The sequence below is a fragment of the Rhizobium sp. NLR10b genome (assembly GCF_019685435.1).
Lineage (GTDB): Bacteria > Pseudomonadota > Alphaproteobacteria > Rhizobiales > Rhizobiaceae > Rhizobium.
In genome coordinates this window covers 1-22,618 of the sequence record NZ_JABDWV010000018.1, presented here as the reverse complement: position 1 = coordinate 22,618, position 22,618 = coordinate 1, and the positions used below count along the sequence as shown (strand labels likewise).

Genomic DNA, 22,618 nt, shown 5'->3' with positions numbered 1-22,618 from the left:
AATGCCCGTTAACTTAAAATGTAAGCATTCCATTAACCATAATTACACCAATTCCTGAGCATTCTGCAGGGCGAACATATCGTGCCCTGAGGAATGATCGATGAAACCGGCCCGCCTTATAATTCTCGCTGTCGCCGTGGTGGCAGCCGGCCTAGCCGGGCTCCTGGCAATGCGCATGGCCGGCAGCGGTGGCGTCGTCACCCAGGTGCAGTCGGTTATCAAGAAAGAACCCACCGTCAACATCCTCGTTTCGAGCGGCAATCTGCCGGTCGGGGCAAGGCTCGATGAGAAATCGGTGCACTGGATGCCCTGGCCGCAGGGCGGCGTGGTCCAGGGCTTCATCACCGAGGCTGACAAGCCGGACGCGATCAAGGACCTGCAGGGCGCCGTCGTGCGTCTGCCGATCTTCGAAGGCGAGCCGATCCGGCCTGAAAAGGTCGCCGATTCCAGCAGCCGCATCCTGTCCTCGCTGTTGCCGGCCGGCAAACGCGCCGTCGCGACCGAGATCTCTGTGGCAACGGGCGCTGGCGGTTTCATCCTGCCGAACGATCGCGTCGATGTCATCATGGTCCGCAAGGGTACCGAGGCCAACAAGCTGATCACCGAAACCGTGCTGAGCAATGTGCGCGTTCTCGCCATCGACCAGCAGATCCAGGAAAAGGACGATGGTTCGAAGACGGTGGTCGGCACGACCGCAACGCTCGAGTTGACCCCGGACCAGACGAAAGTTCTCGCCGTTGCCCAACAGATGGCTGACCGGCTTTCGCTCGCTCTGCGCTCGGTCGCCGATGCGCAGGAGCAGGATACCAGTGCGGCGGACTATCTGCTGAGCGGCGACAACGGCAGCGCGATCATTCAGGTCATCAAGTCGGGCTCCATCGTGACGGATGCCGGCGCAGCGCCGAAGGCGGAGTAAAAGGACGTGCAAATGGGTAATTCAACGCGGCGCGCCAAACTTCTCCTGACAGGCTGCCTTTCGCTGGCAGTCGGCGCGACCGGCATGGCGCCGGCCTCTTTCGGGCCGCTTTTCGCTGTCCGTGAGGCGCGTGCCGCTGAAAGCCTTGTCCGCATCTCGCAGACCGGCCCCGACGCCCATCGCCGGCTGAAGCTCGGGCTGAACAAGGCCGTCGTCGTCGACCTGCCGGAGGATGCCCATGATATCCTGGTCTCCGATCCGACAATGGCCGATGCCGTTACCCGCACTTCCCGGCGCATCTACCTGTTCGGCAAGAAGGTCGGCCAGACGAATATCTTTGTCTTCGGCGCCGGCGGGCAGGAGGTCGTCAATCTCGACATCGAGATCGAGCGCGACGTCTCCGGCCTTGAAACCAATCTCCGCCGTTTCATTCCCGACTCCAACATCAAAGTCGAAATCGTCTCCGACAATATCGTGCTGACCGGCACCGTGCGCACCCCGCAGGATGCGACGCAGGCGGCCGATCTGGCGCAGGTCTTCCTGAAGGGCGGCGAAGCGACGACGAGAACCGAGACGGCCTCCGGCACCGGCGGCGACAGCTCGGTGGCGCTCTTTGCCGAAGGCCGCCAGACGTCGCAGGTCGTCAACCTCCTGCAGATCCAGGGCGAGGACCAGGTCACCCTCAAGGTGACGATCGCCGAGGTTCGCCGCGAGGTGCTGAAGCAGCTCGGCTTCGACAACCTCGTCTCCAGTTCCTCCGGCATGACGGTCGCTCAGCTTGGCACTCCGAGCGCCGACAGCGCCACAGCCACCGTCGGCGGCGGCCTGGCGGCGCTCTTCAAGAGCTCGATCGGCAAATACGATATTTCGACTTATCTCAATGCGCTGGAGCAGGCCAAGGTCGTCAGGACGCTTGCGGAGCCGACGTTGACGGCGATATCCGGCCAGGCGGCAACCTTCAATTCCGGCGGCCAGCAGCTTTATTCGACGACCGACAATGACGGCAACGTCACGGTCGTTCCCTTCAACTACGGCATCAATCTTGCCTTCAAACCGGTCGTGCTGTCGTCTGGACGCATCAGCCTGGAGATCAAGACGAACGTCTCCGAGCCGGTGGCCGGCAGCGGCAACGCCACCTATCAGCGGCGTTCGGCGGAGACCTCGGTGGAACTGCCTTCTGGCGGCTCGATCGCTCTGGCGGGCCTCATCCGCGACAATGTTTCCCAGACGATGGGCGGCACACCCGGCGTCTCCAAGATCCCGCTGCTCGGCACGCTCTTCCGCCAGAAGGGTTTCGAACGTCAGGAAACCGAACTTGTCATCATCGCGACACCCTATCTGGTGCGCCCGGTGGCGCGGAACCAACTCAACCGGCCGGATGATAATTTCAGCCCTGAGAATGACGGTGCAACCTTCTTCCTCAACCGTGTGAACAAGGTCTATGGCGGCCGCGAGGCGCCCGTGGCCGACGCGCAGTTCCACGGCTCGATCGGGTTCATCTACAAATGAGCGGGGCACGATCGGCAGCAATGGCACAGAACAGAGATCAGGCGATGGCCCAGATGAATGCGACGACACACCGCCTCGGTTGCTCCAGGGCGCTTTTTACCGCGGCGGTCATGTCGCTGGCGATCCTGTCCGGATGCGCCGGTCCGCATGACCAGCTGACGACAGGCGGGATTCCTGACGACTACCGCGCCCGCCATCCGATCATCGTCACGGAGGCGGAGCAGACGGTGGATATACCCGTCGCCTCGACCGACCGCCGCCTGACCATCGCCCAGCGTGATCTCATCCGCGGCTTTGCCGCCAACTACATTTCACGCGCCTCGGGGCCGGTTTATGTCCTGTCGCCGGAAGGTTCGCCCAATTCCGCAGCCGCACATCAGCTGCGCAACCAAGTTCGTGCCGAGCTGACGACAAGAGGGATCGCAAGTTCGAAAATCATCAATACCTCCTATGCCGCTGCCGGCGCCGGCGATGCCGCGCCGATCCGGCTGAGCTTTACCGGCACGACCGCGATCACCACGCAATGCGGCCAGTGGCCGAAGGATATCTCGAACGATCTCGCCAACCAGAACTATTATAATTTTGGCTGCGCCTCGCAGAACAACCTCGCTGCCCAGATCGCTAATCCGGAGGACCTGGTGGCGCCCCGCGGCATGACCCCGATCGATGCACAGCGGCGCAACAACGCAATACAGGAATACCGGACGACGACAACGACGATCGAGGATGTTGCCGGCAGCGACAGCAGCTTCTGAGGCGGAACGGGATGATGAGCGCGATCGAATACGAAATCAGGAACCCCAGCGAACTTCGTCACGCCGAAGAGGCGGTGCGGATGGCGGATCTGGAAAATATGCGGCCATTGCCGCGCATCTCCGTTCACGCCTTCTGCGAGAGCGAGCCCCTGCAGCATGTGATGGAACGCTGCGCCAACGACCGGCGCATGGCGAAGGTGAGCATGCGCATCACCAGCGGCGGCATAGCCGCTGCCGCCAATATGTTCGCCGCAGCGCCGACGCCGAACCTGATCATCCTCGAGACCAAAGCCAATTCCGGAAGCCTGCTCGACGAACTTGCGCCGCTCGCCGCCGTCTGCGACCCCAGCACCAAGGTCGTGATCGTCGGCTACTACAATGATATCGGGCTTTATCGCGAACTCATCCGCAACGGCATTTCCGAATATATGGTTCAGCCGGTCGCCATGCCCGACATTCTGACGGCGATGGCCTCGATCTTCGTTGATCCGGAAGCCGAGCCGCTCGGGCGCAGCATCGCCTTCATCGGCTCGAAAGGCGGCACCGGCGCCTCGACCATCGCGCATAATTGCGCTTTCGGCATTTCCAATCTTTTCTCCACCGAGACGATCCTCGCCGATCTCGACCTGCCCTATGGCACAGCCAATATCGACTTCGATCAGGATCCGGCGCAAGGCATCGCCGAAGCGGTCTTTGCGCCCGATCGGCTCGACGAGGTCTTTCTCGACCGCTTGCTGACGAAATGCTCCGAGCACCTTTCCCTCCTTGCCGCACCCTCGCTGCTCGACCGCGCCTATGATTTCGATGGCCAGGCCTTCCAGCCGGTGCTCGATGTCCTGCAGCGCAGTGCGCCCGTCACCGTGCTAGACGTCCCGCATGCCTGGTCGGAATGGACGCGCTCGGTTCTGGCGAGCGTCGACGAGGTGGTCATCACGGCGGTTCCCGACCTTGCCAACCTGCGCAACACCAAAAACATGCTGGACGCGCTGCGCAAGATGCGGCCGAATGACAAGCCGCCGCATCTGATCCTCAATCAGGTCGGCATGCCGAAACGCCCGGAGATATCGCCGTCGGATTTCTGTGAGCCGCTGGAGGTCGATCCGATCGCGATCATTCCCTTTGACATCAACCTCTTCGGCAACGCCGCCAACAGCGGCCGGATGATCTCGGAAGTCGATCCGAAGTCGCCGACGGCCGAAACCTTTTCGCAGATATCGCACATCGTCACCGGCCGGGTCGCCATCAAGAAGGCGAAGAAGGGCGGCCTGCTCGGCCTCCTGAAGCGGAAGTAGGTGACCAGAATGAAGAGATCGGATTAAGCGGCATGTTTGGAAAACGCGGAAACGATGGTTTCGGAAAGGCCGGAGGCGCGATTGCTCCTCCGCCGCCGGCCCCGGCCGCCGCCCCCGTGGCCTCTTCTCCTGCCGTCCTCGTCGAACCCCAGCGCGAACCCGCGCGCCAGCAGGTGATGCCGCCGCCGATGCAGGCGCCGCAGCGCAAGCGACCGGTTCGCACCGACGAATATTATGATACCAAGCAGCAGGTCTTTTCCGCGCTGATCGACACGATCGATCTCTCGCAGCTTTCCAAGCTCGATGGCGAAAGCGCGCGCGAGGAAATCCGCGACATCGTCAACGACATCATCACCATCAAGAACTTCGCGATGTCGATCTCCGAGCAGGAAGAACTGCTCGAGGATATCTGCAATGACGTTCTGGGCTACGGTCCGCTGGAGCCGTTGCTCGCGCGCGACGACATCGCCGACATCATGGTCAACGGCGCCGGCCAGACCTTCATCGAAGTCGGCGGCAAGACGATCGAATCGGAAATCCGCTTCCGTGACAATGCGCAGCTTCTCTCCATCTGCCAGCGCATTGTCAGCCAGGTCGGCCGCCGCGTCGATGAATCGAGCCCGATCTGCGACGCGCGCCTGCCCGATGGCTCGCGCGTCAACGTCATCGCGCCGCCGCTGTCGATTGACGGGCCGGCGCTGACCATCCGCAAGTTCAAGAAGGACAAGCTGACGCTCGACCAGCTCGTCCGTTTCGGCGCGATCACGCCGGAAGGCGCGACCGTGCTGCAGATTATCGGCCGCGTGCGCTGCAACGTCATCATCTCGGGCGGCACGGGCTCGGGCAAAACGACCCTGCTGAACTGCCTCACCAACTACATCGACCGGGACGAGCGCGTCATCACCTGCGAGGACACGGCCGAACTGCAGCTGCAGCAGCCGCATGTCGTGCGTCTCGAAACGCGCCCGCCGAATATCGAAGGCGAGGGCGAGATCACCATGCGCGACCTCGTCAAGAACTGCCTGCGCATGCGTCCAGAACGCATCATCGTCGGCGAAGTGCGCGGACCTGAAGTCTTCGACTTGCTGCAGGCCATGAACACCGGTCACGACGGCTCGATGGGCACGATCCATGCCAACACGCCGCGCGAATGCCTGAGCCGTATCGAATCGATGATCGCCATGGGCGGCTTCTCGCTGCCGGCAAAGACGGTCCGCGAGATTATCTCCACCTCCGTCGATATCATCATCCAGGCAGCGCGCCTGCGCGACGGTTCGCGCCGCATCACCCAGATCACCGAAGTGATCGGCATGGAAGGCGACGTCATCATCACCCAGGATCTGATGCGCTACGAGATCGAAGGCGAGGATGCTGGCGGCCGACTGGTCGGCCGGCACATGTCGACCGGCGTCGGCAAACCGCATTTCTGGGATCGGGCTCGTTACTTCAACGAGGAAAAGCGCCTGGCCGCCGCCCTCGACGCAATGGAAGCGAAATCGAAGGAATAGGGTGATGTTCGGATTCGATCCGGTAGTCCTGGCAATCGTCGTCCTCGCCGCTGTCTCCGCCGCGGCGGTCGCCTATGCCCTGCTGTTTTCCCGGATCGAGGCCGACAAGAAATCGGCAAGCCGCATCAACCGTGTCAAATCGGCCGAGGTCGACCGTGCCAAGGTCAAGGCTGCCCGCGACCGGGTGCAGGAGATGTCGAAGCGGCGCAAATCGGTGCAGGACAACCTGAAGGATCTGGAAAAGCGCCAGAACGAAAAGACCAAGAAGACCCTATCGATGAAATCGCGGCTGGTGCAGGCCGGGCTGACGGTCACGCTGACGCAGTTCTATCTCTTCAGCGCCATTTTCGCTTCGGTGCTGCTGTTCATGGCCTTTATCATCGGCGCGTCGTGGCTGGTCATGGTCGGCATCGCTTTCGTCGCCGGACTCGGTCTGCCGCGTTGGGTCATTGGTTTCCTGATCAAGCGCCGCCAGAACAAGTTCCTCAACGAGTTCCCCAATGCGCTCGATGTCATCACCCGTTCGATCAAATCGGGATTGCCGCTCAACGATGCGATCCGCCTTATCGCCACCGAAGGCACCGAGCCGGTGAAGAGCGAATTCCGCCGGGTGATCGAAGCCCAGCAAGTTGGCCTCAGCATTCCCGACGCTTGCGCCCGCATGACACTCCAAATGCCGCTCCAGGAAGTTAACTTCTTCGCGATCGTCATCGCCATCCAGTCGCAGGCCGGCGGCAATCTCTCCGAAGCGATCGGCAACCTGTCAAAGGTGCTGCGCGAGCGCAGGAAGATGAAGGCCAAGGTCTCGGCGCTGTCGATGGAAGCCAAGGCGTCCGCCGTCATCATCGGTGCTCTGCCCTTTATCGTCGCGACCCTCGTTTACCTCACGTCGCCGAACTACATGATCGTCCTTTTCACCGATCCGCGCGGCCATTTCATCATGGGCGCCTCGGCGGTCTGGATGTCGATCGGCATCCTCGTCATGCGCAACATGGTCAATTTCGACATCTAGCGGGAGAGAAGCACCATGTCGCAGGATCTTGCCGCAACGCTGACCAATCCGAGCATGCTGATCGCTGTTTTCGTCGCGATCGCCGTCTTCGCGACTTTTTACACGATCGCCATCCCCTTCTTCGAGCGCGGCGATCTCAACAAGCGCATGAAAGCTGTCTCGACCGAGCGCGAGCAGATCCGCGCCCGCGAACGCGCCCGCTTGAACATGGAACCGGGCGCCGGCAAGGCTTCGCTCAGGAACCAGAACAACCGCTCGGTCCGCCAGATCGTCGAACGTTTCAACCTGCGCAAGGCGCTCGTCGACGAAAACACGGTCAACAAGCTGCGCGCCGCCGGTTTTCGCTCGGAAAATGCGCTGAATACCTTTCTGGTCGCGCGCTTCCTGCTGCCATTTCTCTTCCTCGCACTTGCCGCCTTCTGGGTCTTCGGTCTCGGCGGCCTTGCTGGTCGCGGCATGCCCATGCGTATGCTCGCCGTCATCGGCATCGCCTATCTCGGCTTTTATGCGCCGAATATCTATATCTCCAACCGCATGAGCAAGCGTCAGCACTCGATAAAGCGCGCCTGGCCGGATGCGCTGGATCTGATGCTGATCTGCGTCGAATCCGGCGTCTCGATGGAGGCGGCGATGCGTCGCGTGTCGGAGGAGCTCGGCGAGCAGTCGCCGCCGCTTGCCGAGGAGATGGTGTTGACCACCGCCGAACTCTCCTTCCTGCCGGATCGCCGCGTGGCGCTCGATAATCTCGCCGCACGTACGCAGCTCGAGCTGGTGCGTTCGGTGACCCAGGCGCTGATCCAGGCGGACCGCTACGGCACGCCGGTTGCACAGGCCCTGCGCGTTCTGGCCCAGGAAGGACGCGACGAGCGGATGAACGAAGCGGAAAAGAAGGCGGCCGCCCTGCCGCCGAAACTGACGGTGCCGATGATCCTGTTTTTCCTGCCGGTGCTGATCGCCGTCATTCTCGGCCCGGCCGGCATCCAGGTGGCGGATAGATTCTGAACCGCAGGGGCCACTTCGACCCGCGTGACCGACGCTGGCATAGCTGATAAACAGGATGAGGCGGTCGGGAGCACGGAAGTGACCGCCGCTTTCCCAGCGCTATCCGATTCCGAAAGAGGTTCCGATGTCTTCCGCAGGCATTTTCATCAGCATCATGGCAGCCTTGGCCGTCGGCGCGATGAGCCCCGGCCCGAGCTTCGTCGTCGTCTCCAGGATTGCCATCTCGCGTTCGCGGCTGGATGGACTTGCGGCGGCATTCGGCATGGGCGCCGGCGGCGTCGTTTTCGCCGGCCTGGCGCTCGCCGGTCTGACGGCGTTGCTGTCGCAATTCGAATGGCTTTATGTGCTGCTCAAGGTGGCGGGCGGGGCTTATCTCCTCTACATCGCCGTCAATATCTGGAGAGGCGCCGCAAAGCCGATCGAGCTTTCCGATGCCGTCCATGGCCATCGTGCGCCCATGCGCAGCTTCATGACCGCATTGCTGACGCAGCTCAGCAACCCGAAGACCATCATCGTCTACGCCAGCCTCTTTGCGGCGCTTCTGCCGAGGACGGTGCCGCTCGATCTCCTCGTCGCGCTGCCGGTCGGCGTGTTCGCGGTGGAGGCGGGGTGGTATTCGATCGTGGCGCTCGCCTTTTCGGCCCGCCACCCGCGGCGGCTCTATCTCCATGCCAAGGGCTGGATCGACCGCGCCGCCAGTGCGGTGATGGGCGGCCTTGGTCTGCGGCTCATTCTTTCGGGCCTCAGCGTCAGGTAGATCAGGCGGAGAGGGGCCTGGTCATCCGGCAAAAAATGACGAGGTCAGTTGGTGTTGCTGCCATCGGCTGCGCCCGGCGTCTTGTCCTTGGCGGCGAGCTTCTGCCAGGAATTCTGTTGCGAGAGCATGCCCCTGAGATAGGCGACATTGGCATCGGCCTGCTGCGGTGAAAGCTCCCGCCGCGCGATCTGTTCCGCTTCCGCAAAACGCCCTTGCAGGCCGACGACGAGGGCAAGATTCTGCCGGACGCGGCTGTCGGCGGTCGGCTGGCCGGCGGCGGAGCGCAGATAGGTTTCGGCCGTGCGCAGATCGCCGGTCAGCACGTAGGACATGCCGAGGTTGGACAGGATGGAAGGTTCGTTCGGCTGAATGTCGAGTGCGTCGCGGTAGCGCTGCCGGGCCTCGCTTGCCCGGCCCATCTGGTCGAGGATTGCGCCTTCGGCCGAGATCAGCCTCCAGTCGGGGCGATCCGGTGTCTGGGCGCGGCCGATCGTGTCGAGCGCCTGCTGGAACTGCCCAGCCGCCGCCTGCGCCTTGCCATAGGCGGCCAGCACGTTGCGGTCGCCCGGGTTGGCGATCGCCACCTGCTGCATGACGGCGAGCGCCTGAGCGTCGCGGCCGCTCATGCGCAGCAGGTTGGCGTAGTTGACGCCGTTGACGGGATCGCGCGGGTTCTTCTCATAGGCCTGGCCGATTCGGTCCGTCGCCGCGCGCAGTTCGGTCGAATCCATCTCCTCGACCGGTTTGGTAAGCTTCGGCACCGAGCCTGTCGTCATCCGGTCCTTGGCCGTCGTCGAGCAGCCGGCAAGCGCGAGGATGATCAGCGATGCTGCTGCGCCCTGCAGGATGCGATTTAGGGAAATGGTGATGCGCGAGGCAGGCATGTTGCGTTCCTGATTCCGAAATCGGCGCCTGACCTCGAAGCGGAACAGGGAAAGGTTTGACGCAATCTTCGCTCCAGCAATAGTCTGTTAACCCTAACAGACCGTTAAGGAACGATTCCTGGCGACCGCCGAAGGACAATCATGGCCCCCTATCAGTTCATCGAAAGACCGACTCCTTTCAACACGAAGGGCGGCTTGACGCTGCCGATCTTTGCCGTCACCCCTGCCCATATCGAGACCGGCACGATCGATCCGATCGCGCTCGATTGGGCGCGCAAGGCGGGCTACAAGGCCGAAAGCGGCTCGCTCCTGCTGATCCCGACGGCCGATGGCCATCTCGGCGGCGCGCTTTTCGGCTTGGGCACCAACCCGTCGGAACAGCCCTACATCACCGGCAGGCTGGCCCGTGCGCTGCCCGCCGGCGAATGGCACATCGAGACCGCGCCGCTGACGGCAAACCGGCTGGCCCTTGGCTTCGGGCTCGGCAGCTACCGTTTCGATCGCTACAAATCGGAAAAATCGCCGGCAGCGACCTTGATGATCCCCCGCGATGCCGACGGCGCCGATATCAAGCGCCAGCTCGCCGGCGTCTTTCTTGCTCGCGACCTCATCAATACGCCGACGAACGATATGGGGCCGGACCAGCTCGAGGCCGCTTTCCGTGCCCTGGCCGGACATTACAAGGCGGAACTGTCGGTCATCACGGGCGATGAACTGCTCACCCAGAATTTCCCGCTGGTTCACACCGTGGGCCGCGCCAGCGCCGACGCGCCGCGCCTTCTTGAGCTGCGCTGGGGCAAAAAGGGTCATCGCAAGGTGACGCTCGTCGGCAAGGGCGTCTGCTTCGATACCGGCGGTCTCGATATCAAGCCTGCCGCCTCGATGCTGCTGATGAAGAAGGACATGGGCGGCGCCGCGAATGTCATGGGACTCGCCCTGATGATCATGGACGCCAAGCTGAAGGTCGATCTGCGCGTCATTATCCCGGTCGTCGAAAACGCCATCTCCTCCAATGCCTTTCGCCCCGGCGACATTTACCGAAGCCGAAAGGGCCTGACCGTTCAGATCGACAATACCGACGCCGAAGGCCGGTTGATCCTGGCCGACGCGCTGGCCTATGCCGACGAGGAAGAGCCCGAACTCTTGATCGACATGGCGACGCTGACAGGGGCTGCCCGCGTTGCCCTCGGTCCGGATCTTCCGCCCTTCTTCACCGATGATGCCAATCTGGCCCATGACCTGACCGAAGCAAGCCTGGAGACGGACGATCCGATCTGGCGTCTGCCGCTCTATGCCGGCTATGAAAAGGATGTCCGCGCCAAATTCGCCGACCTGACCAATGCCCCGGCCGGCGGCATGGCGGGATCGATCACCGCCGCGCTTTTCCTAAAGCGTTTCGTCAGCAAGTCCAAGAGCTGGGCACATTTCGACATTTACGGCTGGGCTCCGTCCGAACGGCCACATTCGCCGGGCGGCGGCGAAGCACAGGCAATCCGCGCGCTCTTCCATCATATCCGCACCAGCCTGCGCTGACGCCGCCCGGATAATGCTAAGGCGCATCGCATGACCGCCGTCCCGCGCTGCGTCTCGCGGCCGATCGTTAAAATTTTATTCACCCTGCCGGGCGGCAGTTCCCGCCACCTCTTGCATGTCCATTGCAACTGCCGGAAAATGAAACGCTAGCGTAACGATTTTCCGGAGGGGCCGTGCCGATCGAACTGACCGCCTCGCAGGCGCTGGGGCTCTGGCATGGCGTGGCGCTCGATCAGGTTCGCCATGACGACCGCGATTTGACATTGCGCCAGATGGCGATCCTGCTGCATATTTACCTCGTGCCGCCGCCCCACACGGTGCGCGGGCTTGCCGCCACACTCAATGTCACCAAGCCGGTCATTACCCGCGCCTTGGATACGATGGGTGAGATGGGCCTGGTTGATCGCGTGCGCGACGATGCCGATCGCCGCAATGTGATCATCAAACGTACCGTCGGCGGTGCGCTTTACCTGGAAAAGCTCGGCGATCTCGTCCGGGATCAGGGCCGCCGGCTGCCGATCTGAAGGGAACACGAATGACGATGCTCGACCGCCGCCTGCATGCCTATCGGCCGGATCTCGCGGAAGCGGGGCTCCAGGGCAAGGTGGAGGCGTCGCGCTTCGTCGAAGGCGCCGCAGCGCGCGTTGCCCTTCCCGTCGCCGCCCTGCGCCCTGAGCCGGAACTTGCCCGCGGCATCGATACGGAACTGCTCCTCGGCGAGGAGGTGACCGTTTTCGATCGCGCCGACGGCTGGTGCTGGGTAAAAGCTGCCTCCGACGGCTATGTCGGTTATCTCGAGGCAGAGGCGCTCTCCCAGACAGGGCCGGCGCCGACTCACATCGTCACCGTGCCGCGCACCTTCCTTTATCCGGAGCCGGAACTGCGCAAACCGCATCAGGCCATCTTGTCGATGGGAAGCCGCGTTCACGTCGTAGGCGAGGCGGAGGTGCGCGGCAATCACTATGTCGTGCTGACGGACGGCACGGCGATCTTCGCCAGGCACGTGCAGCCGATCGGCGCTCTCGAGGGTGCCGATTATGTCGGTATCGCCGCCCGTTTCCTCGAAACACCCTATCTTTGGGGCGGCCGATCCGGCCTTGGCATCGATTGCTCCGGCCTCGTCCAGCTGGCGATGCTGATGACCGGCAGACTGGCGCCGCGTGATACCGACATGCAGGCGGCCGGACTCGGCGAACCGATCGACCGCTCCGAAATTCGCCGCGGCGACCTGGTGTTCTGGAAGGGCCACGTCGCCATTTTCGAAGATTCCCAAACCATTCTCCACGCCAATGGCCACAGCATGACGGTGGCGCGGGAGAACTTCGAGGCGGCCGTCGAGCGCATCGGCTCGCTGTACCAACGGCCGACCGGCTATCGCCGCCCGTTTAGCTAAGTGATCGGTCGCTGCGGCCAGGATCTCACGCCGCCGGTCCAATCCTCGAAAGCTTTCGACAGTCTCAGCACCCGCATGTCGTCGAAACGCGGCCCAACGATCTGAAGCCCGATCGGCATGCCCGAACGGGAGAAGCCGCAATTGATCGACGCGGCCGGCTGCTCCGACATGTTCCACGGCACGGTGAAGGCGATATGTTCGAACGGCCTCGCCGGATCGTTGGTCGGCGATGCCCATTCGGCCGGATAGGAGACGATCGGGTTGGTCGGCGAAAGCAGGGCGTCGACCGAGGTGAACAGCCGTCCGCAGCTCCTGCGCATTTCGATCGTCTGATTGAAACCCCTGACGGCATCGACGCCATTGATATCGGCGCCGGCCTTGGCCCATTCCCGGATATAGGGCAGGATGCTGTCGCGCCGCTCTTCGTCCAGCCCTGCGATATCGCTCCACAGGCGGGCGCGCCAGAACGTGTCGAGCCCGTCAAGCATCGCGCGCGTCAGCACCGGTTGAACGCAGACGATGGTCGCGCCGGCCTTCTCGAAACGTTTCGCCGCCGATTCGACCGCGACCCTGATCTCATCATCGACAGCAAACCCGCAGCCGGCATCGAGCATTAGGCCGATCTTCATGCCTGACATGTCGACAACGAAATCCATCCAGTCGAAATCGTTGGGCGGCAGGCTGGTCCCGTCACGCCAGTCGGGCCGTGACAGCGTCGCCATGGAAAAAGCGGCGTCCTCGACGGTGCGCGTCATCGGGCCGAGACAGCGCCCGACATAATAGGGATCGGCCGGAATGCGCCCGTGGCTCGGCTTGAAGCCGAAGGTGCCGGTCCAGCCGGCAGGAAGCCGCACCGAACCGCCAATATCCGTGCCGATGTGCAGCGGCCCGTAACCGGCCGCGGCCGCGGCCGCGGCGCCGGCGCTCGATCCGCCGGGATTTTGCGCGATGTTCCAGGGATTGCGGCTGAGAGGATGAAAGCTCGACAGGCCGGAGGAAAGCATGCCGTAATCGGGACAGGTGGTCTTGGCGAAGATCACCGCGCCGTCCTCGCGCAGCCGCGCTGCAGCCGGCGCGTCGGCCTCCGCCGGCTTCAGTTCCACCGCCCTGGAGCCGAGCGGCACCGGCTGGCCCTTCGTCGCGAGCAGTTCTTTCAGCGTGACCGGGATGCCGTCGAGCCTGCCCAGCGTTTGTCCCTTCGCCCAGCGCTCCGTCGAAGCTTTCGCTTGCACGCGCGCCGCCTCTGGGTCGTAGAGGTAGAGTGCTGATATGGACGGCTCCCAGGCGGCGATATGGTCTTCGAGGGAGAGCCAGTATTCGAGCGGCGAGAGGCTCTTATCGGCGAAGCGTCGCCTGAGTTCACGGATTGTAAGATCGGTTTCGGCCATAGGCGTTTTGTTTCGGAGGGACATCAGCGGCTCGCCTCGCGTGGATCGAGAAGATCGCGCAAGCCGTCGCCGAGCATGTTGAAGCCGAGGACGGTGAGCGCGATGGCAAGGCCGGGCAGGATCGCGAGCCAGGGGGCCAGCGCCAGATAGGTTTGCGCATCTGCAAGCATCCGGCCCCATGTCGGCGCTGGCGGCGCCATGCCGAGCCCGAGAAAGCTGAGACCGGCCTCGGTCAGGATCGCCAGACCGAGCTGGATTGTCCCATGCACGATGATCTGGCTGATGATATTCGGCAGCACATGGCGCAGTGAAATGGTCAGGCGCGTATTGCCGATCGCGCGCGCCGCCGTCACATAATCGCGGCTCCAGGCCTGCAGCGAGGTTGCCAGCGTCACCCGCGCAAAGACCGGAATCATGAAGACGGCGATCGCGGTGATCGCGGTGAAGCGCCCCGGCCCGAGAAAGGCGCCGAGCACCATCGCCGACAGGATCGGTGGCAAGGCGAAGATGACGTCGCAGATGCGCATCAGCAGCGTTTCGGCTGGACCGCGGATCGCCGCGGCGGAGATGCCTGATATCGAGCCGAGCGTCCCGCCGATCGCAACCGCGGTGATGGCAATCGACAAAGAGTTCCGGCATCCAGCCATCAGCATCGACGCCACGTCGCGGCCGAACTGATCCGTGCCGAGCAGGCCGAAGGCAAGCGGCGGCTGCAGTTTATGGATGATCTGCATCTTCGCCGGCGGCAAGGGCGTCCAGACGAGCGACAGCAGCGCAACGGCGACCAGCAGGCCAATGATGACCGTGCCCGCGATGAGGTTCATTCGCCGGCTAAGTCTGTCAGTCCTTCGGCGGCGGGCAAAGGCGGAGGATACGATCTGGGCCATGTTTCAGACCGCCTTTCTGATCCTGGGGTCGATCGCCACATAGGAGAGATCGACGACGAAATTCACCACGATGACCAAGCCCGCGAAGAACAGCACGACATCCTGCATGACGATGACATCGCGCTGGGAGAGTGCCTGAAGCGCAAGCCTCCCGAGCCCCGGCAGGTTGAAGACGTTTTCCACCAGCACCGCGCCGGCGACCAGAAAGGTGAACTGCAGTCCGATCATCGTCAGAACCGGGATCAGCGCATTCGGCACGATATGCCGCCACAGCACCGCACTGCTTGACAGCCCCTTGGCCACCGCGGTGCGGGCAAAATCCTCATGCATCGTCTCGAGAACCGCCGAACGTGCGACGCGTGTCAACACGCCCGCCTGCGGCATCGCCAGCGCGACGGCCGGCATGACGAGCGCCTGCAATGCCGGCAGAAGACCGGCGCCCCACCCCGGGAAGCCGCCGGCCGGCATCAGCCCGAGCATCGTCGAAAACAGGATGATCAACAGCAGCGCCACCCAGAAGGCGGGCACGGCGATGCTGATCTGCGAAAACAATGTTGCGATCGTGTCGAAAACGCGGCCGCGGCGCGAGGCGGCCAGAACGCCAAGCGGCAGGGCGATCGCCATCGAAAGCACCATTGCCATCAGCGCCAGCGGCAGCGTCACCGCCAGCCGCTCGACGATCAGTCCGGCAACGGGAACGCCGTAGGTCAGGGAATTGCCGAGGTTGCCGGACAGGAGGCCGGCCAGCCATTGGCCGTAGCGCAGGACGAGCGGCTGGTCGAGGCCGAGCTCGTGACGCAGCGCTGCCAGCGTTTCCGGGCTTGCCGAGGTGCCAAGCATGATCGAGGCTGGATCGCCGGGCAGCAGATCCATGACGGTGAAGATCAGCAGAGAGACGATGACGAGTGTGAGGATGAGGCCGGTGAAGCGGCGAAGGAGAAGCGCGATCATGCATGCCACGCTTTCGAGTTGGCTTTTGGGAGTACGTTGTAGCCTCGGCGCCAAGCTTGTGACAGGAATGAGGGATGGCGAGGGCTGCGGCCTGCATTGAGCGTATCGCTGTCCCGCTTCGCCTTGCTCATCGTGCCTCTCAATCCGCCCGAACCCGCTCGCTCACTCCTCCCAATAAACCCCCGAGAGCACATTCGACGGAATCGGCTCGTTCTCCCACAACCCCTTCAGCTTCCTGTCCCAGACGCCGAGTTTCGGCATGACGAAGAGGTAGAGCGCCGGTACGTCCTCGGCGAGGATCTTTTGCGCTTCGCCGTAAACCGCATTTTGGGTGGCGGGATCCGCGGTCTCCTGGACCTTCTTCATCAGCGCATCGAAGGCCGGGTTCCTGTAGTTGAAATAATAGGGATCGCGTGCGTAGATGTCGATGTCGAGCGGTTCGGCGTGGGCGACGATCGTCATGTCGAAGTTGCGATCCTTCATGACGTCCTGCACCCATTTCGCCGGAAACTCGGTCGGTTCGATGTTCATCGTCACGCCAATTTCGGCAAACATCGCCTGCATCACCTGGGCGCTGCGCGGCGCATAGGCCATCTGCGGCGATTTGATCGTGAACGTGAAGCCGTTGGGGTAGCCGGCCTCAGTCAGCAGTGCCTTTGCCTTTTCGACATCATAGGGCAGCACGCCGGTCATGTCCTTGTAGCCCGGATCGTTCGGCGTGTAGTGGCTGCCGATCGGCGTGCCGAGGCCGGACCACGCCCCGTCGATCACCGTCTGGCGGTCGATCGCCATCATCAGCGCCTGGCGGACGCGCTTGTCGTCAAAGGGCTTCCTGGCATTGTTCATGCCGGCGACGACCTTGAGTTCGGTATTGCCGACCTTGGTGATGAGCCTGGCATCGCCGTCGAAGGAACTCATCAGCTCGGGTGCGGCAAATTCCGGAAAGGCATCGAGATCGCCGGATTTCAGGGCGGCTGCCTGCGCCTGCGGATCGGCGATGAAGCGGAAGGTCACCTTGTCGAGCTTGGCAGACGCATCCTTGTTCCAGTAGTCGCCATTCCTGACGAGTTCGACCCTGTCGCCCTTCGTCCAGCTGGCGAACTTGAAGGGACCGGTGCCGATCGGCATGACCTTGTCGTTGTCGGCCGTCTTCGGGGCGACCATGACAGATGCCGGCCAGGCGAGCCAATAGATCAGGCTGCCGGTCGGGGCCGTGAGATGCAGCACCAGCGTTTCGGCATCCGGCGTATCGATCGAGGCAATCGAGGCGAAGAAGCGTTTTTGCGGATTAACCGAATCCGTACCGCGGGCGCGGTCGAGGGCAAATTTGGCGGCGGCGGCATCGAAGGCCTCGCCGTCATGGAATTTGACGCCGGTCCGCAGCTTGAACATATAGGTCAGGCCATCGCCCGAGATTTCCCAGCTTTTCGCCAGCTGCGGCTGGACCTTGCCGGTCTGATCGATCGTCACCAGCCCCTCGAACACATTCTGCCAGGTGAGCTGGCCGATCGCGACCGGTGCGGCGATCGTCGGGTCGAGGCCTGTTGGTTCGACGCTCATGCCGAGATTGAGGGCGGTCTTGGCCGCTTCCGCCGGTGTCATTGCTGTCACTACGAGACCGGCCGACAACGCAGCACCGAGGGAAAGCCGCTTGATGCAGCGCGCCGAAGACGCAAACGAAACCTTGTTCATCACATCACCCGGCATGATTCGGTCCCCACCAGCTCGTCGAAAATACTTCAGCGCCAGGATCTGCATTCGCGTGTCTCCGCCATTTCACCAGGTTGCGACCCTATTCAATCAACGGCCCTGGGGATAGCGGTCTTGCCATGCTATTTGCCCGCCCTCGGCCGGAAGGGCGCTCGCCATATAGACGCCGCGCGCGATTGCCCGCGCCATGACGATGGTGGCGAGGTGGCAAAGTTCCATCAGGCTTGCCATGTCGTTTCTTGGATGTTTGACGGTCGACGCGGCAAAGACGGTATCGCCGTCGAGCGGCAGGTGTGCCGGCAGCAGCGCTCGGGCAAGGCCGTCATGACCGGCAAGTGAAAGCCGATGCGCTTCCGCCTTCGTCAGCTGCGCGTCGGTGACGACAGCGCCGATCGTCGTTGCCGGCGTGCTCATCCCCTTGAGCCGTATCCTGTGATCGGTGGTCGCAGGCATACCGAGCCCGCCAAATTCGCCGTCCTTCTCGAAGGGCGCCGCCCAGAAATGCGGCCCGTCACCGATCGTTGCCGAACCGAGCGCATTGACGGCGACGATCGCAGCGACGCGATGGCCGGCGCTGCTGACGGCACTGGCCGAGCCGAGCCCGCCCTTGAAAGTGGCCGTCGTCGCCCCGGTGCCGGCGCCGGCGGTGCCGAGCGCAAATACGCCCTTCGTCGCGGTCTTCAATGCCGCATAACCCATCTCACGATAGGGGGAGTGAAGACCCCAATCCTTGTCGCCGCCGTTCAGCAGGTCCATCAGGATCGCTTGCGGCACGATCGGAATCTTGACCGGCCCGACTGCAAAGCCGCGGCCGGCTTCGCGCAAGCCGGCCTGCACGCCCCCGGCCGCATCGAGCCCGAAGGCCGAGCCGCCCGAGAACACAAAGGCATCGACGGTACTGACGGTCATCGACGGGTCGAGCAGGCCGGTATCGCGTCCGCCCGGCGCGCCGCCGAGCACCGTGCCGGAGGCGACCGCCGGCTCGTCGAAGACGATGACCGTGACGCCGGATCCCAGCGAGAGGTCGGTCGCATGGCCGACGGAAACGCCTTCGATGTCGGTGAGCAGATTGAGAAGATCGGGCAAGGGCTGATCCTGGTGGCGCTGATCCGGCCGATAGGACTGCAATTGCCCTCAAAAAACAAGACCGGCCCTTTTGGCAGGACCGGTCACATCAGAAGAGCCGCGAAAGTCGGTAACGGCCGCATGCCGTCAGGCATGAAGCGGCTTCGGATGACGGCGGGTCATCAGGTCGTGGATGGCCAGCCGCACCTCGTCGGGCGAACCGAACCGCTGCTCGTCGAGGTCGTGGACATGGAATTTCACGGCGATGAACTTCAGCCGATCTTCGTCGGGGATAACGATGCCGACGGGAACGCCTGCATATTCGATAACTTGCTTCTTCATAGATAGAACTCCTGCCGCGCGGGCATGCGCAGCCATGGCGAATTGACTTGTCTGGTACCGTTAAAAGGAGGACGAATGTCACATTCGACAGTTCGAGCGGGAGAGGGCGCCCGGACGGTCATTGCCAAGCACAGATCGCCCAAGGAGAGTGGCGAGAATTTCGATGTCTGTCATGTCTCGTTCCTTTCGTTGGCGTTGCGCTCGATGGTCCCGGAAGAGCCCGGGGCCGGTGATGGCTGCGTTCAATATCTACTAACTTAGTAGAGATTATCCGACAGCCTGTCGGAAACATATTCCGAAACGTGTCAAAATATCGACGATCCGAAAAAATTCATTCCATCCTGGGCCGAACTTACAGAAAGAAACATATCAGCTCTTCGTAAAATTCGCATGACAGAATCGAAACTCGTTCGATCGCCGCAGCAGAAATAGGAAGTCTGTCTGATTCCGGCAATGGGCCTTGTCGTTAAAAATCGAGATGCCTCGAAATGACCGATTTGGTTAACGCCCGAAAGCATGGATCACCAGCCTTCCTGGAGCACCTTTTCCAGCATGTCTGCGAAGAAATCCGCGCTTTCGAGACTGAGGCAGAGCGGCGGTTTGATCTTCAGCACATTTTGGTGATCGCCGGTTGGCTGCATGATGATGCCGAGGTCGAGAAGCCGGTCGCAGATCGCCGCCGTCTCTTCCGTCGCCGGCTCCAGCGTCGTTCTGTCGCGGACGAATTCCAGGCCGAGATAGAGGCCCATCCCATGGACGGCGCCGGCGATCGCGTGCCGGTCGATCAGCGCGGCAAGCCGCGCCTTCAGATGATCGCCGACCGTGCGGGCATTTTCCTGCAGCTTCTCCTCAGCCATGATATCGAGCACCGTCATGCCGGCGACGCAGCTGACCGGGCTGCCGCCGGTGGAGGAGAAGAAAGGTCCCTCCTTCTGCAGCGACTGCGCAATCTCCCGTCTGGTGATGACGGCGCCGAGCGGGTGGCCATTGCCCATGCCCTTGGCGATGGTGATGATATCGGGCACGACCCCCTGCTGCTCGAAGCCCCAGAAATAATGGCCGAGCCTGCCGTAACCGACCTGCACCTCATCGGCGATGCAGAGCCCGCCGCGGGCGCGCACCTCGGTATAGATCTCCTTCAGATACCCTTCGGGCAACGGAATGCCGCCGGCATTGCCGTAGACCGATTCGCAGATGAAGCCGGCGAGGCCCTGGCCGCCGGCGTCGATCGTCGCGAGCGTCGGCTTGACGGCGGCCAGATAGCTCGCCGCTGTGTCGGGTCCGCGAAACGCGCCGCGATAGGTATTCGGCGAAACGGCCGCATGCACCCAATCCGGTCGGGTGGTCAGCGCCAGCGGATTGTCGGCGATCGACGTGGAGACGGCATCGCTCGCCGCCGACCAGCCATGATAGGCTTCGAGCAGGCAGAGCATGTTGCGGGCGCCGCTATGGGCCTGCGCCAGCCGAATCGCCAGATCGTTCGCCTCAGAGCCGCTGTTGACGAGGAAGACCGCGTCGAGGCCCTCCGGCGCGAGCGCCGCGAGACGTTCGGAAAACTCCGCAATCGCCGCATAGTGGAAGCGTGAATTCGTATTGAGCCGCAGCCATTGGGCACTGATTGCCGCCGCCAGCCTGGGATGGCCGTGGCCGAGGATCGTGACATTGTTGACCATGTCGAGATAGGCGCGGCCCTCGACATCGAACAGATATTCCCTCCAGCCGCGCTCGATCTGCGGCGGCGCGGCATAATAGTTCTTCTGCGCACTTGCGAGATAGGTCTGCCGCTTGGCGAGCAGTTCTCCGGTCTCCGGTTGCGGCGCATCCGCTCCCGGGCAGAGAAGGGATGAAGGCGAAGGGCAGAGCACCGACCAGGCCGCCGCCTCGCGCGGCATGGCAAAGAGCGGGGGTTCAAGACCCGCGATGCTGCAGAGCTGGAGGCGCAGGCCGCCAAGTGACGACACTTCACCGAAAACAGAACCAAGCGGATCGCCAGCGGCAAGCACGGCGCCATTCTCGACCAAAGGGTCGAGTCCGTCGAGATGCAGGGTCGTGCTGTCGTCCGTCAGTGTCAGATGCTGGTCCTTCCAGCCGATACGGCCGGCAAAGGGCGCTGCGACCGCACTTCCTGCGGCAAGGCAGATGTCGACATGCAGGGCGAAGGTCGCCTGTGCCCTCGCGTTTCCAAGGGCAGCGCGGGAAAGCCGATATTCACCATAGCGCGTCGCCGCCGTGCCGTTTTCGCTTGCGGCCCGGGCAAGCAGCCGCCAGTCCATATCGGCGCTCAGCCAGTTGCCGGCGGAAAAATGCGCGCTCCGCACGCCAAGGTCGACATAGGCGATCGTGGCGGGATCGATATCGGGCAGCAAGGGCAGCCATGCCGATGGCGGCGGAGCGGCGACATCCGCGCCGGCCGCCTTGAGGATCGCAGCTTCCATGAGTTCGAACGGAACCGACATCACCGTATCGAAGATCGCCCGCTCGCGGTCGAGATTGCCACGGACATAATCATTATCGGGATCGATCGACATCTGCTGTTCGCTGCTGGCAACGAGGATGACCGCGCGCGCGACGATCAGCGGCCAGAGCGCCTTCAGCTCCTCGTCGCTCAGCGGATAGATCGCCTGATAGGCGGTGACGGCGGGCAGGATGTGAAAGGGATCGCCATTCGCCTGATGCAGCAGCGAAGCGCAGGTGACGGCGAGGTCGCCGACCAGCCAGCCGCGGATGATGTCGCCGAAATCGATCACCCCGTCGGGGATCGTGTGGCCATGGGCGTCGCGATGGCCGACGACATTGTCGCCGGTGACGTCGTGATGGACCGCCTGGAGCCGAAGCGACGGCGCCAGGGGCTGGATGCGGCGAACGGCCGTCACCATGGTTTTGGCAATCCGGTCACGGGCAGCGCTGTCGGTGATGGCGGACAGCAGCTGTACGGCGACAGGCCCGGCGCGTCGCAAATCCCACTGCAGGCTGCGGTCGAGGCCGGGATGGTCGAAATCGGCAAGCGCCTGCGCCAGCCTCGCGCAGAGCGCGCCAAGCGCCGCGACGGAAGCCGGCGCCAGATATCTCATCTCCGTCAGTCCCTGGCCTTCCAGATATTCCAGCAACCGGACCTGATAGCCCCGCCCGCGCACGGTAAGGACGATAATTTCCCGCCCATCATTCGTGGCGATCACCTTCGGAACGCGTGGCGCGTCCTGCTGGCGCTTGAGATGATGGAGCGCGGCATTTTGCGCCTCGAGCTCGCGGGCCTCGTAGGCGGCATGGCAGATCTTCAGGACGTATCGCCCACGATCGCTGTCGACGCGGTAGTTCCGATCCTGCTGGCTGCCGAGTTCGGCGAGCGTGCCGGACAGGCTGTAATGGGCAAGAAGGATCTCTTCCGCGTCAGCAACGGTGACGTCGGGACGCGGCAGCGTCATGCGATCCACAAGCGCCTCGTCGGTCATGACACCCCTCCCGCAGCATGATTCGATTACCCCTTAAGCGCGATAATCAAATACTTGCCGCTGGCAGGCAACGGGAGATTGTTGTCTGCCGGCAAAAGAGATGCGCGGCCTCGGCCGACTCACCCCATGCGTTCGGAGGCGTAGCTTCCGGGGCTGGCCGGGAAGACGACGGTGCGGTTGCCGTTGATGAAGGTGCGATGATGGATATGGGCGTGGATAGCGCGGGCCAGCACCTGGCTTTCGACGTCGCGGCCGATCGAGACAT

19 protein-coding genes and 1 pseudogene are annotated in these 22,618 nt (G+C 63.0%); 11 read left to right on the top strand and 9 right to left on the bottom strand.

The annotated features are described in order from the left end of the window. Nucleotides 1-100 precede the first annotated feature (100 nt). From cpaB to HJB91_RS25650, 8 genes are all read left to right on the top strand, one after another. Complete coding sequence (gene cpaB, locus HJB91_RS25685; RefSeq protein WP_210629578.1) at nt 101-916, top strand: Flp pilus assembly protein CpaB; 816 nt, start codon at nt 101-103, stop codon at nt 914-916. Between the two features lie 12 nt (nt 917-928). After that, the gene (locus tag HJB91_RS25680; protein ID WP_210629577.1) at nt 929-2,425 is read left to right on the top strand and encodes a type II and III secretion system protein family protein; all 1,497 of its coding nucleotides are present in this window, start codon (nt 929-931) and stop codon (nt 2,423-2,425) included. Continuing rightward, the gene (locus HJB91_RS25675; RefSeq protein WP_210629576.1) at nt 2,422-3,180 is read left to right on the top strand and encodes a CpaD family pilus assembly lipoprotein; all 759 of its coding nucleotides are present in this window, start codon (nt 2,422-2,424) and stop codon (nt 3,178-3,180) included. Before HJB91_RS25680 ends, HJB91_RS25675 begins: the two co-directional genes overlap by 4 nt. A gap of 14 nt (nt 3,181-3,194) precedes the next feature. Continuing rightward, entirely contained in the window at nt 3,195-4,472 is a 1,278-nt protein-coding gene (locus HJB91_RS25670; protein ID WP_210629575.1) for a CpaE family protein, read from the top strand. Nucleotides 4,473-4,504: 32 nt separating this feature from the next. Continuing rightward, entirely contained in the window at nt 4,505-5,980 is a 1,476-nt protein-coding gene (locus HJB91_RS25665) for a CpaF family protein (protein WP_221147684.1), read from the top strand. A 4-nt stretch (nt 5,981-5,984) separates the two neighbouring features. After that, nucleotides 5,985-6,992: a type II secretion system F family protein gene (locus HJB91_RS25660; protein WP_210629573.1), complete on the top strand. Its 1,008-nt coding sequence runs from the start codon at nt 5,985-5,987 to the stop codon at nt 6,990-6,992. Nucleotides 6,993-7,007: 15 nt separating this feature from the next. After that, on the top strand, nt 7,008-7,994 hold the full coding sequence (locus tag HJB91_RS25655) for a type II secretion system F family protein (protein WP_210629572.1): 987 nt from the start codon (nt 7,008-7,010) through the stop codon (nt 7,992-7,994). 124 nt (nt 7,995-8,118) lie between these two features. After that, nucleotides 8,119-8,751, top strand: a complete 633-nt coding sequence (locus HJB91_RS25650) for a LysE family translocator (RefSeq protein WP_210629571.1) — start codon at nt 8,119-8,121, stop codon at nt 8,749-8,751. Nucleotides 8,752-8,795: 44 nt separating this feature from the next. Here HJB91_RS25650 and HJB91_RS25645 read toward each other — a convergent pair whose 3' ends face one another. Continuing rightward, nucleotides 8,796-9,635, bottom strand: a complete 840-nt coding sequence (locus tag HJB91_RS25645; RefSeq protein ID WP_221156086.1) for a tetratricopeptide repeat protein — start codon at nt 9,633-9,635, stop codon at nt 8,796-8,798. A gap of 141 nt (nt 9,636-9,776) precedes the next feature. Between HJB91_RS25645 and HJB91_RS25640 the strand changes: the two genes are divergently transcribed. The 3 genes from HJB91_RS25640 to HJB91_RS25630 all read left to right on the top strand — a co-directional run bounded on the left by HJB91_RS25640 (nt 9,777) and on the right by HJB91_RS25630 (nt 12,561). Next, nucleotides 9,777-11,168, top strand: a complete 1,392-nt coding sequence (locus HJB91_RS25640) for a M17 family metallopeptidase (protein ID WP_210629569.1) — start codon at nt 9,777-9,779, stop codon at nt 11,166-11,168. Nucleotides 11,169-11,341: 173 nt separating this feature from the next. Further along, nucleotides 11,342-11,692: a MarR family transcriptional regulator gene (locus HJB91_RS25635; RefSeq protein ID WP_011423607.1), complete on the top strand. Its 351-nt coding sequence runs from the start codon at nt 11,342-11,344 to the stop codon at nt 11,690-11,692. An 11-nt stretch (nt 11,693-11,703) separates the two neighbouring features. Continuing rightward, nucleotides 11,704-12,561, top strand: coding sequence for an NlpC/P60 family protein (locus HJB91_RS25630; RefSeq protein WP_210629568.1), 858 nt, complete (start codon nt 11,704-11,706; stop codon nt 12,559-12,561). On the opposite strand, the gene HJB91_RS25625 is transcribed toward HJB91_RS25630, so the two are convergent. From HJB91_RS25625 to purU, 8 genes and pseudogenes are all read right to left on the bottom strand, one after another. Then, nucleotides 12,558-13,949: an amidase gene (locus HJB91_RS25625; protein WP_210631710.1), complete on the bottom strand. Its 1,392-nt coding sequence runs from the start codon at nt 13,947-13,949 to the stop codon at nt 12,558-12,560. The genes HJB91_RS25630 and HJB91_RS25625 overlap by 4 nt on opposite strands. 23 nt (nt 13,950-13,972) lie before the next feature. Next, complete coding sequence (locus tag HJB91_RS25620; protein ID WP_210629567.1) at nt 13,973-14,836, bottom strand: ABC transporter permease; 864 nt, start codon at nt 14,834-14,836, stop codon at nt 13,973-13,975. Between the two features lie 3 nt (nt 14,837-14,839). Then, nucleotides 14,840-15,787, bottom strand: coding sequence for an ABC transporter permease (locus HJB91_RS25615; RefSeq protein WP_210629566.1), 948 nt, complete (start codon nt 15,785-15,787; stop codon nt 14,840-14,842). 162 nt (nt 15,788-15,949) lie between these two features. Next, nucleotides 15,950-17,479 carry an ABC transporter substrate-binding protein gene (locus HJB91_RS25610; protein WP_210629565.1) on the bottom strand — a complete coding sequence of 510 codons (1,530 nt, stop codon included), beginning with the start codon at nt 17,477-17,479 and terminating at the stop codon, nt 15,950-15,952. Nucleotides 17,480-17,587: 108 nt separating this feature from the next. Next, nucleotides 17,588-18,583 (bottom strand): P1 family peptidase, encoded by a 996-nt coding sequence (locus tag HJB91_RS25605; protein ID WP_210629564.1) that lies wholly within the window; start codon nt 18,581-18,583, stop codon nt 17,588-17,590. 126 nt (nt 18,584-18,709) lie between these two features. Further along, nucleotides 18,710-18,904, bottom strand: coding sequence for a hypothetical protein (locus HJB91_RS25600; RefSeq protein WP_003544544.1), 195 nt, complete (start codon nt 18,902-18,904; stop codon nt 18,710-18,712). A 521-nt stretch (nt 18,905-19,425) separates the two neighbouring features. Then, nucleotides 19,426-22,353, bottom strand: a complete 2,928-nt coding sequence (locus HJB91_RS25595) for an aminotransferase (RefSeq protein WP_221156085.1) — start codon at nt 22,351-22,353, stop codon at nt 19,426-19,428. Nucleotides 22,354-22,472: 119 nt separating this feature from the next. Continuing rightward, nucleotides 22,473-22,618: pseudogene (gene purU / locus HJB91_RS25590) on the bottom strand (formyltetrahydrofolate deformylase); the annotation flags it as partial.

What these genes read in the sequence shown, in the direction of transcription:
- HJB91_RS25640 (WP_210629569.1), top strand. Translation starts at nt 9,777, where the DNA reads ATGGCCCCCTATCAGTTCATCGAAAGACCGACTCCTTTCAACACGAAG.
- HJB91_RS25600 (WP_003544544.1), bottom strand. Translation starts at nt 18,904, where the DNA reads ATGAAGAAGCAAGTTATCGAATATGCAGGCGTTCCCGTCGGCATCGTT.
- HJB91_RS25650 (WP_210629571.1), top strand. Translation starts at nt 8,119, where the DNA reads ATGTCTTCCGCAGGCATTTTCATCAGCATCATGGCAGCCTTGGCCGTC.
- HJB91_RS25655 (WP_210629572.1), top strand. Translation starts at nt 7,008, where the DNA reads ATGTCGCAGGATCTTGCCGCAACGCTGACCAATCCGAGCATGCTGATC.
- HJB91_RS25615 (WP_210629566.1), bottom strand. Translation starts at nt 15,787, where the DNA reads ATGATCGCGCTTCTCCTTCGCCGCTTCACCGGCCTCATCCTCACACTC.
- HJB91_RS25665 (WP_221147684.1), top strand. Translation starts at nt 4,505, where the DNA reads ATGTTTGGAAAACGCGGAAACGATGGTTTCGGAAAGGCCGGAGGCGCG.
- HJB91_RS25625 (WP_210631710.1), bottom strand. Translation starts at nt 13,949, where the DNA reads ATGGCCGAAACCGATCTTACAATCCGTGAACTCAGGCGACGCTTCGCC.
- HJB91_RS25680 (WP_210629577.1), top strand. Translation starts at nt 929, where the DNA reads ATGGGTAATTCAACGCGGCGCGCCAAACTTCTCCTGACAGGCTGCCTT.
- cpaB (WP_210629578.1), top strand. Translation starts at nt 101, where the DNA reads ATGAAACCGGCCCGCCTTATAATTCTCGCTGTCGCCGTGGTGGCAGCC.
- HJB91_RS25670 (WP_210629575.1), top strand. Translation starts at nt 3,195, where the DNA reads ATGAGCGCGATCGAATACGAAATCAGGAACCCCAGCGAACTTCGTCAC.
- HJB91_RS25660 (WP_210629573.1), top strand. Translation starts at nt 5,985, where the DNA reads ATGTTCGGATTCGATCCGGTAGTCCTGGCAATCGTCGTCCTCGCCGCT.
- HJB91_RS25595 (WP_221156085.1), bottom strand. Translation starts at nt 22,353, where the DNA reads ATGACCGACGAGGCGCTTGTGGATCGCATGACGCTGCCGCGTCCCGAC.
- HJB91_RS25620 (WP_210629567.1), bottom strand. Translation starts at nt 14,836, where the DNA reads ATGGCCCAGATCGTATCCTCCGCCTTTGCCCGCCGCCGAAGGACTGAC.
- HJB91_RS25610 (WP_210629565.1), bottom strand. Translation starts at nt 17,479, where the DNA reads ATGAACAAGGTTTCGTTTGCGTCTTCGGCGCGCTGCATCAAGCGGCTT.
- HJB91_RS25630 (WP_210629568.1), top strand. Translation starts at nt 11,704, where the DNA reads ATGACGATGCTCGACCGCCGCCTGCATGCCTATCGGCCGGATCTCGCG.
- HJB91_RS25645 (WP_221156086.1), bottom strand. Translation starts at nt 9,635, where the DNA reads ATGCCTGCCTCGCGCATCACCATTTCCCTAAATCGCATCCTGCAGGGC.
- HJB91_RS25675 (WP_210629576.1), top strand. Translation starts at nt 2,422, where the DNA reads ATGAGCGGGGCACGATCGGCAGCAATGGCACAGAACAGAGATCAGGCG.